This window comes from Pseudomonas sp. NFACC43 (genome assembly GCF_900119645.1).
Taxonomy (GTDB): Bacteria; Pseudomonadota; Gammaproteobacteria; order Pseudomonadales; family Pseudomonadaceae; genus Aquipseudomonas.
Window position 1 is genome coordinate 232,729 of the sequence record NZ_FPKK01000008.1, and the last position, 16,100, is coordinate 248,828.

At 62.2% G+C, this 16,100-nt stretch carries 9 protein-coding genes; 2 read left to right on the top strand and 7 right to left on the bottom strand.

Annotated elements, in window-relative coordinates; all coding sequences use genetic code 11:
- Nucleotides 1-149 precede the first annotated feature (149 nt).
- Complete coding sequence (locus tag BT179_RS16085; RefSeq protein ID WP_177305123.1) at nucleotides 150-611, top strand: YqaA family protein; 462 nt, start codon at nucleotides 150-152, stop codon at nucleotides 609-611.
- Nucleotides 612-941: 330 nt separating this feature from the next.
- On the top strand, nucleotides 942-5,129 hold the full coding sequence (locus BT179_RS16090) for a DUF5801 repeats-in-toxin domain-containing protein (RefSeq protein WP_371264400.1): 4,188 nt from the start codon (nucleotides 942-944) through the stop codon (nucleotides 5,127-5,129).
- 61 nt (nucleotides 5,130-5,190) lie between these two features.
- Here BT179_RS16090 and BT179_RS16095 read toward each other — a convergent pair whose 3' ends face one another.
- The 7 genes from BT179_RS16095 to BT179_RS16125 all read right to left on the bottom strand — a co-directional run bounded on the left by BT179_RS16095 (nucleotide 5,191) and on the right by BT179_RS16125 (nucleotide 16,083).
- Nucleotides 5,191-5,910, bottom strand: coding sequence for a response regulator transcription factor (locus tag BT179_RS16095; protein WP_072391894.1), 720 nt, complete (start codon nucleotides 5,908-5,910; stop codon nucleotides 5,191-5,193).
- Between the two features lie 432 nt (nucleotides 5,911-6,342).
- Nucleotides 6,343-7,728 (bottom strand): TolC family protein, encoded by a 1,386-nt coding sequence (locus tag BT179_RS16100; protein ID WP_072391891.1) that lies wholly within the window; start codon nucleotides 7,726-7,728, stop codon nucleotides 6,343-6,345.
- Between the two features lie 3 nt (nucleotides 7,729-7,731).
- Nucleotides 7,732-9,057: an HlyD family type I secretion periplasmic adaptor subunit gene (locus BT179_RS16105; RefSeq protein WP_072391888.1), complete on the bottom strand. Its 1,326-nt coding sequence runs from the start codon at nucleotides 9,055-9,057 to the stop codon at nucleotides 7,732-7,734.
- Nucleotides 9,026-10,810, bottom strand: coding sequence for a type I secretion system permease/ATPase (locus BT179_RS16110; protein WP_072431241.1), 1,785 nt, complete (start codon nucleotides 10,808-10,810; stop codon nucleotides 9,026-9,028). The genes BT179_RS16105 and BT179_RS16110 overlap by 32 nt, the downstream gene beginning before the upstream one ends.
- Nucleotides 10,811-11,062: 252 nt before the next feature.
- Nucleotides 11,063-13,504, bottom strand: a complete 2,442-nt coding sequence (locus BT179_RS16115) for an efflux RND transporter permease subunit (protein ID WP_072431242.1) — start codon at nucleotides 13,502-13,504, stop codon at nucleotides 11,063-11,065.
- A gap of 43 nt (nucleotides 13,505-13,547) precedes the next feature.
- Complete coding sequence (locus tag BT179_RS16120; RefSeq protein ID WP_083568897.1) at nucleotides 13,548-14,585, bottom strand: WD40/YVTN/BNR-like repeat-containing protein; 1,038 nt, start codon at nucleotides 14,583-14,585, stop codon at nucleotides 13,548-13,550.
- A 136-nt stretch (nucleotides 14,586-14,721) separates the two neighbouring features.
- Nucleotides 14,722-16,083 (bottom strand): DUF1329 domain-containing protein, encoded by a 1,362-nt coding sequence (locus BT179_RS16125; RefSeq protein WP_072431244.1) that lies wholly within the window; start codon nucleotides 16,081-16,083, stop codon nucleotides 14,722-14,724.
- Between the last annotated feature and the right edge of the window lie 17 nt (nucleotides 16,084-16,100).

The following is a 16,100-nucleotide window of genomic DNA, read 5'->3' on the forward strand; positions in this document are numbered from 1 at the left end:
GCAGTTGCAAAGAACACTAGCCAACGCTTAGTGAATCGGCAAAGACCGGGTATTCTGAAATTTTGATCAGGATATGTGCCCAGTGTTCCAGCAATCGTGCCCATCCCCCTCCAACAGCGTCCATGGCAGGATCGGGCTCAATGCCTGAGCTGATGGCGTTATCCGGTTACTTCGGGCTGTTCTTCGCCGGCATGGGAGCCGCCACGCTGTTGCCCATGCAGTCGGAAGCGGTACTGGTCGGGTTGCTGTTGACCGGTCAATACGCGACCTGGGCACTGCTGGTGGTGGCCATCACCGGCAACGTGTTCGGTTCGGTGCTCAATTGGCTGTTGGGCCGCTCTATCGAGCATTACCGGCATAAACGCTGGTTCCCGGTCAGCGAAGCCAGGCTGGAGAAAGCCCAGCGTGCCTATCAGCGCTACGGGCGCTGGTCGCTGTTGCTCAGCTGGGTACCGATCATCGGTGATCCAATTACCATGATTGCTGGAGTCCTGCGCGAACCCTTCTGGAGCTTCGTATTGATCGTTACGCTGGCCAAGGCCAGCCGCTATCTTCTGCTCGCTGCGTTGACGCTTGGCTGGCTCGGGGTGGGTTACTCGATAAGTGTCTGACTCGGCTGCACAAAAATACGGGTTGAGGGGTGGCCAGGGCAGGCGTTTCATGTCGCTGCGCAAGGGCGCAATCCATAACGGCTCATCGGTATACAACCGCAAATGTATCAATGTGAGATGAGGCTAGCGTTTTCAAACCATCCCTGGCCGACCCAGCCGAGACTGATCGCTCCCCTCGGGGTACAGGCGCTTCTCTCCATCTGTCGCTCCCACCACGCGGGTTGTGCGCCTGAATAGTCCGAAACTCCCAGTCGGGCTGGGAGTATCGGTCGATGCGCAATCCGCGGCGCTTTCCCATAGTGACGAGCAATGGTCAACGGTCAGGCCTCGATGACCGCACTAGCTCTGGAGCACATCATGACTATTGGCGAGCAGAAATCCTTGTTCACCCCCACGGCAGCCACCGACCTGGAAGTCGTGGCCACCGGTGCCGACGTTACCCTGGACGAAACGGCCGGCCTGCAGAACGGCACCGCGACACCAGGCACTGCGGGCGATGCCGACGACAACGACATCCTGCTGACGTCCCTGCCCTCTGCCTTTGCCAGTCGCCTGACCGCCCTCGGTGCCGGCACCGCTACGGGCGCAGCGCTGAGTGGCTATACCGGCGCAGCCGGCAATAGCGGCAGCAATGCGTTCACGCTTTCCGCCGACCCTGGTGCGATCATTACCGATATCGGCTTCGTCGACAGTTCCGGGGTACCCCTGGACGGTGTCGACAGCGGTCTGTTCACCCTGGATGGCATCAGCATCCTGCTCTACACGGACACTGACAACAACATCGTCCTCGGCCGCGCCGGAGGCTCGGACGGTGCGATTGTATTTGCCGCCTACATCGAGGAAACCGGCTCGCCTGTCTCTGGTGGCAAGATCTGGACCGTGGAATACGCCGCGTTGAGCCATCCGGACACCACCAACCCCGATGACCCGCTCAGCCTGCAGGACAAAGTCTTCATCGGCGCCAGCCAGGACCTTGAGTTCAGCCTGGCCAATGCACCTTCCGGGCAGAATCTGTTCCTGATGTTCACCGCTGCGAACCCGACGACGGAGGTGGTCGACGGTGTTACCCGTATCACCGAGCCCACCATCATTGCCACCGGGAAGAACCCCGCCGACCAGTCCAGCGGCGTCAACATCACCACCGGCGACACCGTCAATACAAGCCAGGCCGGCGGACCGACCACCTTCGGTACCAACAACCAGATGATCGTGGAACAGGAAGGCATTCGATTTACCTTTGTCACCGGGGCCAGGCAGGATGTGACCATACCCAACCTGGACCAGAACGAAGCGGACCTTGAATCCAACATCGATTTCACCGAGATGTTCGATGCCAAGACCGCGAGCTTTGACGTGGTGCAATTGCAAAGCGGCAAAAGTGCCGTGATCACCGTCAGCGCTTTCGACACTGCTGTCGAAGCGGGCGCGGACTTTATCAACGGCTATGCGGGGGATGACCCCGTTGCGATCACCAACGTGCGCGTCATCAATATCAGTACCGGTCTGGTGATCGCAGATTCGGACGGCTCGGTGACTGATCCAACCCTCCTGATCAGCTTCGTGGATGGCGTTGCGACCATCAGCGGTGTGAAGGCCGGTTATCAGATCGAATACAGCACCACAGCGGATCACAACCGTGTGCTGATCGAAAATGGCGCGGCCGTGGATGCCAAAGGCAATAACCACGCCGATTTCGATATTGGCGGCTTCACCCTGCTCCAGGCCTCTGTCGCCAAGGCCGAGATAGGCTCGCAGATCATTTTCGAAGACGACGGTCCAAGCATCACTACCACCGGCACGGAACCTACGTTGACCGTAGACGAGACGGTGCTGGCGACTGACGCGACCCAGAGCTTCGCCGCCAACTTCACCTCGGCGTTCGGTGCCGATGGCGCTGGCACGAAGGCCTATTCACTGGGAGTGGTCGCCGGTGCCTGCGGATTGACCGACACGGCCACGGGTGAAGCGGTGAACCTGTCGCTCAACGGTACAGTGGTGGAAGGCCGTACCGCCGGCACCAACCTGCTGGTATTCACCGTCAGCGTGGATGCCGATGGCAGCGTTACCCTGGATCAGCTTCGAGCAGTGGTCCATCCGGATGCCACCGATCCGAATGATTCAACGAGCCTGACTTCGGACGAGCTGGTCACACTGACGGCAACCACAATCGACAGGGACGGCGACAGTGTCCAGGCAACGCTGAACATCGGGCAGAACCTGGTATTCAGGGATGATGGTCCCAGCATCAGCACCACCGGTACGGAACCTGCACTGACAGTGGACGAAACGGACCTGACCAGTGGCGCGACCCAAGGCTTTGCCGCCAATTTCACCTCTGCTTTCGGGGCTGACGGCGCCGGCACCCTCACCTACGCGCTGGGAGTGGTCGCCGGCGCTTCGGGGCTGACCGACACCGCCACGGGCGAAGCGGTGAACCTGTCGCTCAATGGCACGGTGGTGGAGGGTCGTACGGCCGGCACCAACCTGCTGGTATTCACCGCCAGCGTGGATACCAATGGCAGCGTTACCCTGGATCAGCTTCGTGCAGTGGTTCACCCGGATGCCACCAATCCCGACGATTCGACGAGCCTGGCATCGGACAATCTGGTCACCCTGACGGCAACCGTGACCGACAAGGAAGGCGACACGGCCCAGGCGATCCTGGATATCGGCCATGACCTGGTGTTCAAGGACGACGGCCCCAGCATCAGCACCACCGGTACGGAACCCACCCTGACGGTGGACGAGACCGACCTGACGAGCGACGCGACCGAGGGTTTCGCGGCCAACTTCACCTCAGCGTTCGGCGCCGATGGCGCCGGCACCCTGAGCTATGCGCTGGGCGTGGTCGCCGGCGCCTCGGGGCTGACCGACAGCGCCTCGGGCGAAGCGGTGAACCTATCGCTCAACGGCACGGTGGTGGAAGGTCGTACGGCTGGCACCAACCTGCTGGTCTTTACCGTCAGTGTGGCCAGCAACGGCAACGTTACGCTGGATCAGCTCCGGGCGATCATTCATCCGGATGCAACCAATCCTGATGACTCGACGAGCCTGAGCGCGGATAACCTGGTGACGTTGACCGCGACCAAGACAGACAAGGATGGGGACATGGCCCAGGCGACGCTCAATATCGGGCAGAACCTGATATTCAAGGACGACGGCCCATCGCTCGCCTTCGGCAACCTGATCGGGACCGGCAGCGTACTGCCGCAATACGGTTACTGGGACCGGTCCGCCGGGGCCGATGGACTGGGCGCGGCCGGGTTGGATATTTCCCTGCTCAACGACCAGTTCACCCTGGTCCGGCCAGACAACACGACCACCACCGGAACCGGGACACTGACGGAACAGGCGCCCTCGCCGGACATCGACGGTGCGTATCATTTTTCCGGCACCCTGACCGGTGACTTCGACAACAACGCCGACACAGCGCACACCAGCGTCGATTACACGCTGACGGCTTATGCCAATGGCAGCTACGCACTCGATCTGGTGCAAGGCTTCAGTTCGACCATCGTGCGCAGCAGCGCCGACGGCTCCCTCGATGCCGGCGGCCCGGACCCCGTGCGCACATTGTTGATCCCGGAAACCAACGACCCGACCATTCCTTCGGCCTCGGAGGAAATCGTGTTCTTCTCCGCGAAGGCGCTTGCCTCCACCACAGACATCCTGGCGGGTATCGGCCTTGGCGCTCCCGACCCCACCGAGGCGGCCCTGCAGACCAATCCCCTGCCCTCGTACATCGACCCGACGGCGATGAACGTCAGCACCTCCGGGATCGGCGTGGGCAACAATCTCCTCCAGGGCGATAACCTGGCGGCGATCGGCGCCGCCGATGAAAGCTTCGTCATCAACCCGGAAAGCCTGCTGACCGGCATGAAGATCTTCATCGACAACTCCGTGGCGGGCTATAACACGGCCACCGAAGACCTGTACTTCAGGATCTTCTACGAGGATGGCACTTTCTCCAATCTCACGGAGGTGAACACCCTGACTGCGGAAGCCGGCGGCCAGGTGTCTTTCCTGGTCGAACGTGAAGGCACGGCGATGATCGATGCCGTCCAGCTCACCATGGCCCGGGGCGCGATCAAGATTCCAGTGATCCAGTTCATCCAGGAATCCGAGAGCCTGGCCAGCGACATCCAGCTGACGTTCAACGCAACGTTGACCGACAAGGATGGGGATAGCGCCACCAGCACCTTCGACGCCAACCTGTTCGCCGACGAAGCGGACGACGCCACGTTCGATTACCTGCTGGCAGGCACGGGCGGTGAGCGAGATGCCTTCAACGTCGACCTGACATTCACCGAAAACCTGTACCAGCTCACCGGCTTCGATACCGCAGGCCAGCGAGACAGCCTGGTACTCAACGGTGACCAGGGCGCGGTGGTACAACTGATCGACAACACGGGAGCCGACAGCATCGTGACGGTGGCCGAGTCGGGCGGACAGGTGACTACCATTACCCTGGTGGGCGTCGACCTGCTGAGTACCGACATCGTGCTTGGCAGTGCCTGATAACCGAAGGTGCTTGACCCGATGCGAGGGCGGCCTGGAAGCCACCCTCGCACGATGAGCATCAATCCAGCTCCACCCAGGTCGACTCGGGTGGTGCCTGGTTGCTGGTGAGCCCGTGTTTGAGGGCATACATCAGCAGGTCGATGCGATTGATGAGATTGAGCTTCTGATAGATGTTGCTCAGATGATTGTGCACGGTGTGTTCGCTGATGCCCAAACGCTCGGCGATGCTGATGTATTTGGCGGAAGGATCACCCACGATGGCGAGAATCAGCTCTCTTTCGCGCAGGGTCAGCCGCGCCTGCTTGGCCTGCTCCAGGTTGCACTTCAACGGTATGTGCCCACTGGCGGCATAACCTGAAAGCCCATCGGCCCACGCCCGGTCCATACCGACATCGCGGTGATGAACCTGGATGATGGCCCGGATGATGGATTCCGTCGGATCCTCCGCCAATACAATCCCGCGGGCCCCTGCCTCGATCGCCTGGGCAGCGGGCACCGCCTCGTAAAGTCCCTTGAGCACCAGGACTTTCATTTCGGCGCTGCGAGTGAGCTCCGCGACGACCTCCAGCGGATCCAGGGCGTCCGGAAAGAAGCTGAAGAAGATCACGTTGGGTCGCAATTGATCGGCCAGGTCCAGCGCATTGGTGTAGGTGGAGGCCTGGCCGCTCACTTCCATCTGGGGCTTCCTGGCATTGATCAGATCGTGAAGCCCCATCAGTACCAGGGGACGACAGTCGATCAGCATCACACGAATCGGTTTCTTATGGTCCGACGTCATATTCCTGGCCCCCCTGAAGCACCGACGAGAGCCTCCATCCTTGACACTTGTTGTGAGGGTGGATAATCCATGAAGCCGGATAAACCCACTGAGGCGGAATAAACAGGAATAATTATCAACAGCTTACACATGATAATGTGCTCCCTCGAGCCTGTTTGCTGAGTCTAGGCCAGCTGGCGCCCTGTCAGTCGCAACTGGCAGGGCCGCTGCATCGAGCGCAGATCCGCCGTTTCGCTGCGCATGGCCAGTCAATAAAAAATATCCATTGAAATCATCCAGCTACCTCTTTTTCCTGTGACGATATCGCTGATCTGGAAAAGCGCACTCCGTCAATTAACCGACCAGCGGCGCGAAATTGGAAGTGACAGCCGCAGGCTCGTCAATTTGCCGTCGACTCCGCGCAGCGCGGCACGCTGCTGAACGCCGGCGCCTTCACCTGGCGGCATCGATACGTTTCTCGCCCGGACCGTTACCGGGGCCCAGCCAGACATTGACGTTTGCGATGCTGTCGGCTGGTGGTTTTCCTGCCCAGCGATTGAGGATCAGCACATTGCTGAGAAAATCGTATTGCGTCTTGAGCAGGTCGCGTCGAGCGCGGAACTCGTTGCGCACGCTGGCCAGCACATCGACGGAATTGATCATCCCGTAGCTCAGCGCTTTTTCCGCCGCGACCCGGGACAGCTGGGCGGAACTCAGGGCCAGGCGATTCGCGGCGATTTTCTCGCCATTGGAGCTGGCCGTCAGATAGGCACTGGTGATTTCCTTGACCACCCGGCGCCGGACGGCTTCCAGTTCCTGTTCGGCAACCTGCTGGTCCTGATAGAGCCCACGGACCCTCGCCGAAGTCGAACCACCGCTGTACAGCGGCACCTGGATGCCGATTCCAGCGACATAGCTGTCAGTACGCGGAGCGAGGGAATTGTTGTAGCCCTCGTTGGTCTGCAGGGCGCTCAGGTTCAGGCTCAGGGTCGGGTAATGCCCGCCCTTGCCGCTGCGCAAGGCAGCGCCGGCGGCTTCGACACCGCTCTCGTTGGCCTTGAGGGCCGGGTTGAGCGCGATGCCGTCGCGGACCCAGGCTTCCAGGCTCTGGGTCGAAACCTGCAAATCAATGTCGTCGCGGATCCGGTTGAGCCTTTCCTTCACGGGGCGCCCGACGATTTCCGCCAATGCCTCGCGGCTGATGCTGGCCTGGTTGCGGGCATCGAGCTCCTGAGCTGCCAACAAGTCCACCCTGGCCTTGAGATCAAGCTGGTCGGTGACCAGGGCCAACTGCTTCTCGTACAGGGCATTGACCCGATCCAGGCTGCTCTGGGTGGTTCGACGTTCCGCCCGCACCAACTCCAGCTCATCTTCGGCCGCCAGCGCCAGGAAATAACGCCGCGCCAGCTCCACCGCCGCCTCGGCCTGGGTATCCAGCGCCTGGGATTCGGACTGTCGCGCCAGGCTCTGGAATTTGCGGTAGTTCTCCCACGCCGTTTTGTTGTAGAGGTACTGACGCAGCACCAGGTTGTAGCTTTCACTGTCGTAGCTGCGCTGCACCAGGTCGCTGTCCTGATGGATTCGATTGGTCCCGGCGTTGAACGAAAGTTGCGGCAACAGCGCTCCCATGGCTTCGCGCTGGTGTTCCTGGCCTGCCTGTGCTCGTGCATGGGAAGCCAGTATCTGCGGATCTTCCAGGCGCGCTTCGCGATACAGCTGCATCAGGTCGGTGGAAAATGTCGAGGCACTGACCCCGGTCGAGATGGTCTCGGAGGCCTGTGCCAGGACGGCATTCGTGGCGAGCATCAACCCGCCCAAAAAAACGGCTGCACGGTCCATGCCTCACTCCTCGATCATCGATTGAGACAAGGCCGCCCGGGCTGGCTGCATCAAGTACTGCAGCAGCGTGCGTTCGCCGGTGATGATCAATACATCCGCCGGCATCCCCGGCAGCAGCTTGCGTTCCCCCAGGGTCCGAGCGCCGTTGGCAGTCACCCGCACGCGTGCCAGGTAATAGGCAGTGCCGGTCTTTTCCTGGGTCAGTCGGTCAGCCGATACGCTGCTGACCTCTCCTTCGATGACGGGCGTCGTTGCACTGTCGAACGCGCCAAAACGGATGTCTGCACGTTTGCCGATGGCAATGCGATCGATGTCCACCGGCGCGACCTGGGCCTCGATCACCAGCTCGGAAACCGAAGGCACGATGTCCAGCAACGGCGTGGCCGGACTCACCACCCCACCAATGGTGTGCACCGTCATGCCGATCACCATGCCCGCATCGGGGGCGCGGATGACGACACGGCTGAGGCGGTCTTCCAGGGCCGAGGTCTTTTCCTGCAGGTCGTACATGCGCCCCTGGACTTCGGCCAACTGCTTGACCACATCGGCGTTGAAATCCTTGTCGATCTGCAGGATCTGCAACTGGGTTTCGTTGATCTGCAGGCGGGTCCTGTTGATGCTGGAACGGTGATCGGCGAGCTCCGACCTGAGCAGCCCCAGCTTGCGCTCCTGCTCGACCAGGCGCTGCTTGTCGACGAACCCTTGCTTGAGCAGGTCGCCCAGCTCGGTGATTTCACCGCCATAGGAGCGTTCCAGATGCGCCTTGGCGGCGATCATCGATTCCAGGCCCTTGACCTGTTGCTGCAGCTGGCCGATACGCTCACGCAATACCGCGACCTGCCCCGCCCGTGCTCCTCGGCGGGCATTGAACACCTGGGTCTCGCCTTGGCGTGCCTCCTCAGCACGCAGGCTGGCCGGGCCGGAAGCCCCGCCAAAGTCGATGGTCGCGAGTTCGTCGCGTTCGGCTCTGAGCCTTGCCTCCATGGCCTTGGTCGCGACCAGTTGGTTTCGGCTGATCTCGTATTCGAAGCGCAACTGGGCGTCGTCGAGAATGATCAAGGGGTCGTCACGCTGGACGATGTCACCGTCATGGGCCAGCAGCGTCTTGACGATGCCACCTTCCAGGTGCTGGACCGTCTTGCGGTAGGACTGCACGGTGACCACCCCCGGCGCGTAAGCGGCGCCATCGATAGGCGCGACTGCCGCCCAGGTGCCGAACAGGCCAAAGGTCACGCCGACAATCGCAATGCCCAGGCGGCGGATCTTTCGATCGGAGGTCGGTAGTTCGGTAGGGCTTTCAATTCGACGGTCTGGCGTCGCAGGGTTCATCGGTATCACCCCTGCCGGTATCGACACACGTGATGCCGGCGCTGGCGGGCATGGCGGGCTTCTGTGCCCGCTGTTGCTGCGCTTTGAGTTCGGCCAGCACATCCTCGCGTGCCCCATACAGACTGATCGTTCCGGCGTTCATCACCAGGAGCCGGTTGAGTTGCGACACGATACTGGTGCGGTGCGTGATGACGAACAGCGTCGCGCCGGTCTGCTTGAGCTGCTGCAAGGCAGCCGCCAGGGCACGGTCACCGACGTCATCCAGGTTGGAATTGGGCTCGTCGAGCACGATCAGGCGCGGGCGGCCATAGAGCGCTCGGGCCAGACCGATGCGCTGGCGCTGCCCTGCCGACAGCATCACACCTTCACTGCCGATGACGGTGTCGTAGCCATCGGGCAGTTGCAGGATCATCTCGTGGACACCGGCGGTCCTGGCGGCCAGGATGACCTCCGCCGGATCCACCGCGGAGAAGCGTGCGATGTTCTCCGCGATACTGCCCTCGAACAATTCGATGTCCTGGGGCAAGTAGCCGATATGGGGGCCGAGATCATGCTTGTTCCAGGCACTGATGTCCGCGCCATCGAGCCGGACCACCCCATGTTGGGCGACCCACACCCCGATGAGCGCCCGGGCCAGGGTCGACTTGCCCGCGGCACTGGGGCCGATGATGCCGACCATGCAACCGGCCGGCACGCTGAAGCTGATGTTCTTGATGATCGGGGTCCTGGAGCCGGGCGCTGTCACCACCAGGTTCTCCACCTGCACATGTCCCTGGGGCGCCGGCAAGGGCATGCATTCGGGTTGGGCTTGTTGTTTGCGCAGGATGTCGTTCAGGCGACCATACTGCGACCGCGCGGCGGTGAAACCCTTCCAGCTGCCGATGATCAGGTCGATGGGAGCCAGGGCCCGCCCCAGCAGCACGGAGCCGGCGAACACCATGCCGGCACCCACCTGGTGATCCACCGCCAGGTACGCACCCACTCCCAGTACCAGCGATTGCACCAGCAGCCGGAAGGTCCGGGACAGCGTGCTGATGGCCGCGCCTCGATTGCTCGCCAGCGCCTGCAGCAACAGCACGCTCCGTTGCCGACGCCCCCATCGGTCCATCAGGGTTTCAAGCATGCCCATGGACTCGATGACTTCGGCGTTACGCAGGTTCTTCGTGGTGTCGAGCGTGGCGCCGATGTGCTCCTTGTTGGCCTGGGCCAGCACCGGCCCGGTGAGTTTTTCGTTGATGAACGCGAGCATCAGCAACAACAGGGCACTGCCCGTGGCGACCCAGCCAAACCAGGGATGGAAGACAAACATCACGGCGATATAGATCGGTAGCCAGGGCGTGTCGAAGAAAGCGAACAGGCCATTGCCGGAAAGAAACTGCCGCAAGCCTGTCAGGTCGTTGAGGGACTGAGCCGAGGCGTCCATGCCACCGCTGTCCAGCGCCCGTCTGAAGCTGGCCTTGTAGACCTGGCGACTGAGCAGTACATCCAGCCGGGTACTGACGTGGACCATGATGCGCGAACGTATCCACTCCAAAGACCCCAGGGTCACCACCAGCCCGGTCATGATCAGCGTCAGCATGGCCAGGGTGGTGAGACTGCCGCTGGTCATCACTCGACCGTAGACCTGGAGCATGTAGAAGGTCGGAACGAGCATGAGTGCATTGATGAAAAGGCTGAAGAAGCCTACAGAAATGAAGCTGTCCCTGCAGGCCTCCAACGCTTTCCCGAGACTGTTTTCAGATGCGCTTCGCATTGGACCCCCCTGCTCGGGGCGACTCTTTTCTGGAGCTTAGATCAAGCCAGGCGAAGCCGTGGTTTTCCTTTTGCAATTCAATGAAAAAGCTCATCTGAAAAGCGGTCTGCCAAAAATATGGCAGCGAAATCCCGGCGTCCGAAGTACGTCCGCAAGCTGCCAATGACCATCCCCTCAGGAGGCGTGGTGACGGTCGGGCGTCGCGAAGGCGAGCATCGACAATCCATCAGGATCAGGACCCGCCCCTGGATGTCAGTTGCCCCCCTCCCCGATCGGCTGCAGCGCCCCGGAGGGCTCAGGCTTTTTTGCGAAGAGTCGCTGGGGCAACAGGAAGTAAGCCAGCGCCGGCAGCAGGATCAGGGCGCCGAGCATGTTCACCAGGAACATGAACGCCAGCAGGATGCCCATGTCGGCCTGGAACTTGATCGGCGACCAGGCCCAGGTTGCCACGGCGATGGCCAGGGTGATGCCGGTCAGCAGCACCACCTTGCCGGTGAACAGCAATGCCCGGTAGTACGCCTCGGACAACGAGGCGCCGGCGCGCATGTGCACCAGGATGATGCTCAGCACGTAGAGTGCGTAGTCGACGCCAATCCCCACGCCCAGGGCGATCACCGGCAAGGTGGCCACCTTGACGCCCATGCCGAGTCCGACCATCAGCGCCTCGCAGAGAATCGACGTGAGCACCAATGGCAGCACCGCGGCGAGTACCGCGCGCCAGGAGCGGAAGGTTACCCAGCAAAGCAGGACAACGGCGCCATAGACCCAGAACAGCATCTCGCGCATGGCCTTCTTGACCACGATGTTGGTGGCGGCTTCGATCCCGGCGCTGCCGGCGGCGAGCATGAACTTGACGTCCGGCAACTGCTGCCGGGCGATGAAGGCTTCGCTGGTTTCCACCACCCGTTGCAAGGTGTCGGCCTTATGGTCGGCCAGGTACACGTAGAGCGAGAGCAGCGAACAGCCCTGGTTGAACAGTTCTCGGGGCGCCCGGGTCTGTACCGCGCCAAGGGCGCCGTCGTTGGGAATCAACTCGTACCACTTGAAGTTGCCCTCGTTATAGCCGGCGGCGGCGATCTTGCTCAGGGCGGCCATGGAGTTGGTGGACTCCACGCCCGACAGTTGTTCCAGTTGCCAGGCCAGGGAATCGACGGCAGCCAGGGTCGGATAGCGGGTGCACTGGTCTTCCGGAGTTTTCACCATCACCACGAAAATGTCCGAACTGGCCGCATAGTTTTGCGTCATGAAGGCCGCATCGCGGTTATAGCGTGAGTCCGGCCGCAGTTCCGGCGCGCCGGGATCCAGGTCGCCCACCTTCAATTGCAGGCTGACGGCGAACCCGCCCATTGCCAGCGCCAGGCCAACCAGGCAGGCCGCGCACGCCCAGGAACGCTGGGTGAACAGATCGAGAAAGCGCCAGAACGGATGCCTGACGCTCGCAGCCAACTCGGCCGTTTCCGTGCGCAGGCTGCGTGCCGCCGCCTTGGCACCGACCCCGACATAACTGAGCAGAATCGGCAGCAGGATCAGGTTGGTGAAGATCAGCACCGCCACACCGATACTGGCGGTGATCGCCAGGTCCTGGATCACCTGGATCTTGATCACGATCAGCACGGCGAAGCCCACGGCATCGCAGAGCAACGCGGTCATGCCAGCGGCGAACAGACGACGGAAGGTGTAGCGCGCGGCAATCACCCGGTGGGTGCCACGACCGATGTCCTGCATGATGCCATTCATTTTCTGCGCGCCATGGCTCATGCCGATGGCGAATACCAGGAAGGGAACCAGCGCCGAATAGGGATCCAGGTCGTAACCGAGGCTGGCGAGCAGGCCGATCTGCCAAAGCACAGCCACCAGCGAGCAGAGCACCACCAATGCCGTGCTGCGCGCACAACGGGTGTACCAATAGAGCACCGCCACCGTCACCAGCACCGCCACCACGAAGAACAGCAGCACCTGGGTCAGGCCGGCGATCAGGTCGCCGATGATCTTGGTGAACCCTGTTATATGGATCTGGATCCGCGCGCTCTGGTACTTGTCGCGCAACGCTTCCAACTGCCGGGAGAACTCGCCGGCGTCCAGCGCCTTGCCGGTCGCCGGGTTGATCTCCAGCAACGGCACGAAGATCACGCTGGACTGAAAGTTGGCCGCCACCAGTTGGCCGATCTCGCCGGAACGGGCGACGTTGGTGCGCACCTCGTCCAGGCTGGCCGGCGAGCCGTCGTAGCTGTCCGGGATCACCGTGCCGCCATCCAGTCCCTCTTCGGTCACGGCGGTCCAGCGGGTGGTCGGTGTCCACAATGACTTCATATAGGGCTTGTCGACACCGGGCAGCAGATAGATTTCGTCGTTGAGCCGGGCCAGGGTGTCGAGGTAGTCCTTGTCGAAGATACTGCCGTCCTTGACCTCCACGGCGATGCGGATCGAATTGCCCAGACCGCTCAGTTCGCTGCGTTGTTCGAGGAAATGGGCGACATAGGGATGGGACGTCGGGATGGTCTTCTCGAAACTGGCATTCAACCCGATCTTGCTGGCCTGGTAACCCAGTACCAGGGTCGCCAGCAGGCAAAGCAGGATGACCCAGGGCCGGTGATTGAAGATCGCCCGCTCGCCCAGGTTGCCGGAGCGCGGGTCGAAGTCCTCCAGGCGGGCGGTCACCACTTGCTGTTCGAGGGCGGGATTATGGTCGTTCACGTCAGGCTCCGAATACGGCCACGAGGGCTCAGGCAAGTTGTGTTCAGCGTTGCGCCGGGGAAAGGTCGGGATCGAGGCGGGTCACGCCGCCCAGGCCGACGCAGATCAGGCTGCCGTCCGGAGCCGCCACCAGACCGGCGACTGAAGTGCCGGCCGCAGCGGCCAGGGGCCGGAAACGACTGCCGCCACCGGGGCTGAGCAGCAGGTCACCGCCCTGGCTCGCCAGGACCGATGCGCCATCACCCAGGCGGGTCGAGGCGGACAAGGCCGACTCCAGGCCGGTGTCCATGCGTCGCCAGCTAGCCCCCTGGTCGCCCGACCAATACGCATTGCCTCGCAGCCCGAATGCCAGCAACTCGCCGCTGGCGCTGCCCTGCACGCCGAAGAAACTGCCGGGGTAAGGTGACTCCAGGGAGTGGAAGCTGGCCCCGTCGTCCGTAGAACGCAGCAGCAGGCCTCGCTCACCGACAATGAACAACGCGCGACCGGCCGCCCGGATGCCGTACAGGTTCAGCCCTTCGGGGTTGTCGACCTGTTGCATCCAGGGCTGCCAGTTCTGCCCTCCGTCCTGGGTCCGCAGGATGAGGCCATAGGCACCCACCACATAGCCATTGCGCGCGTCGCTGAAGTACAGGTCGAGGAACGGCTTGTCCGGACCGTCCGCCACCAGCCGTTCGGCGTCCTTCAACCGCTGGACGTCTTGCCGTTGGCGGGCCAGAAACAGCGCTTGCTGCGCGGCTTCGATGCCGTCCAACTGCCTGGTCCAGGTTTCACCGCCGTCGCGGCTGTGCAGCACCACCCCCATGTGGCCGACCGCCCAGCCCTGCTGCGGATCGACGAACTGCACCGCCGTCAGGCTGACGCTGACCGGCACCTCGGCCTGGCGCCAGCGCTTGCCGGAGTCGTCGGAGAGCAGGACGATCCCCCGCTCCCCCACCGCCACCAATCGTTCGCCCGCGCGGGTCACCGCCAGGAGCACGGCACGGGGTGCTTTGGCGCTACGCATGGCCGGTTGATCCAGCAACACGGGTGTGGGACTGGCCAGCGTCCAGCCCGATACCAACAGCAAGGTCAGCATCATGCTCAACAACCGGGCCGCCGACCGCCCTCGCCTCAGTGAAAATGTCCCGATCATGTCCGCTCCCGTCACTGCATGAAAATTATCCAGCCCCCAGCCAGGCGCACCGCTGCCCAGGCAGTGGCGCGCCTTGCAATGCCTAGCGCGAACTGTCGTTGGCCATGGCATCGGGGGTGAAGAACGAAGCCGACGGACGCGGATAACTCTGGTACTGCACATCCAGGTCGTTGGCCGAGGAGTTCAGGAAGTAGGCGCCGGTTTCCAGGTTGTAACTGCCCCATTGCATCTGCGCGGTCAGTGCCGGCATCTCGGGGGCCAGCAGGGTCAGCGAGTAGTTATGCCGTCCCAGCTTGCCCTGGGCGTCGTAACCGTCGACCAGCAGCACTTGCCAGGAGTCCTCATCCACGTAGTAGGTACGCTTGGGCACGACGTGACGCTTGCCTTCGCGCAGGGTGGCGCTCACGACCCAGACCCGATGTTTCTCCCAGCGCACCAGGTCGGGATTGAGGAAGCCCGGCTTGACCAGGTCGTCACTCCTGGCCGCTGCGCAGCGGTTGTTGTTGTACGGCACCAGCAGTTCTTTCTTGCCTTCCAGCTTCAGGTCGTAACGGTCGGTCGGGCCGAAGATCATGAAGGCTTCGTCGAAGAAACCGACGCCGGAGGTGACGAAGTCCGGAGTGTCATAGGCGATGTTCGGCGCGCGCCGTACCCGGCGCTGGCCGACCAGGTATTGCCAGGCAGCACGTTTTCCAGGATCCATGTCCCAGTGGGTCATCAGGCCTTCGCCCGCCTTTGAAGAGGGCAATTCCGTGGACAGCTTGCCGATCCGGAATTTGCCGGCGAACGTTTCGAGGCTGCCTTCCTTGAAGTAGTACGGATCCTGGTACCAGAAACGGGCCCGGGTAGCCTGGATCTTCTTGCCGCCGGCGGTCATCAGCCAGGTGTCGAACGGCGCATAGAAGGTGTCGGCGCCCTGCCAGGACAATCGATAGTTCCACAGGGCCTCGGTACCGTTCTGCGGCAGCGGGAACGGAATCCCGCCGTAGGCACCGCTGACTTTCTCGGTTTCCACATCAACGGTGGCCCGGGTCGCGTTCTGCAGGGTGTTGTCATATACCCACTGCGGGGCGGCGACACTGCGGTGGGTCGGATAGACGTCCAGGCGATAGCCCGGGTATTTCTGCATCAGGGCCTTGGTGCCCTCGGCCAACAGGTCGGAGTATTGCGCCATGTTCGCGGCGCTGACCGAATACAGCGGTTTCTCGGAGGCAAATGGATCGGCGCGTTTGTCGCCGTTCTTGTAACCGGCGGGCACCTGGGTGTAGCCGCCTGTCCACGCCGGGATGCTGCCGTCCTTGTTGCCTGCACGCTCGGCGCCCATGGGGGTGAGGTCTTTGTTCAGTCGTGCCGCCTGCTCGGGGGACACCGCCGCGTGCACGAAACCAGTGCTCGACAAGGCAATGACCAGGGCCGCAATACGCAAGGAAAATAGGCTTTGCATGGAAAATGAAACCTCTT

Coding starts and splice junctions, on each gene's coding strand:
- BT179_RS16090 (WP_371264400.1), top strand. CDS start 942: ATGACCGCACTAGCTCTGGAGCACATCATGACTATTGGCGAGCAGAAA.
- BT179_RS16095 (WP_072391894.1), bottom strand. CDS start 5,910: ATGACGTCGGACCATAAGAAACCGATTCGTGTGATGCTGATCGACTGT.
- BT179_RS16100 (WP_072391891.1), bottom strand. CDS start 7,728: ATGGACCGTGCAGCCGTTTTTTTGGGCGGGTTGATGCTCGCCACGAAT.
- BT179_RS16105 (WP_072391888.1), bottom strand. CDS start 9,057: ATGAACCCTGCGACGCCAGACCGTCGAATTGAAAGCCCTACCGAACTA.
- BT179_RS16110 (WP_072431241.1), bottom strand. CDS start 10,810: ATGCGAAGCGCATCTGAAAACAGTCTCGGGAAAGCGTTGGAGGCCTGC.
- BT179_RS16120 (WP_083568897.1), bottom strand. CDS start 14,585: ATGATGCTGACCTTGCTGTTGGTATCGGGCTGGACGCTGGCCAGTCCC.
- BT179_RS16125 (WP_072431244.1), bottom strand. CDS start 16,083: ATGCAAAGCCTATTTTCCTTGCGTATTGCGGCCCTGGTCATTGCCTTG.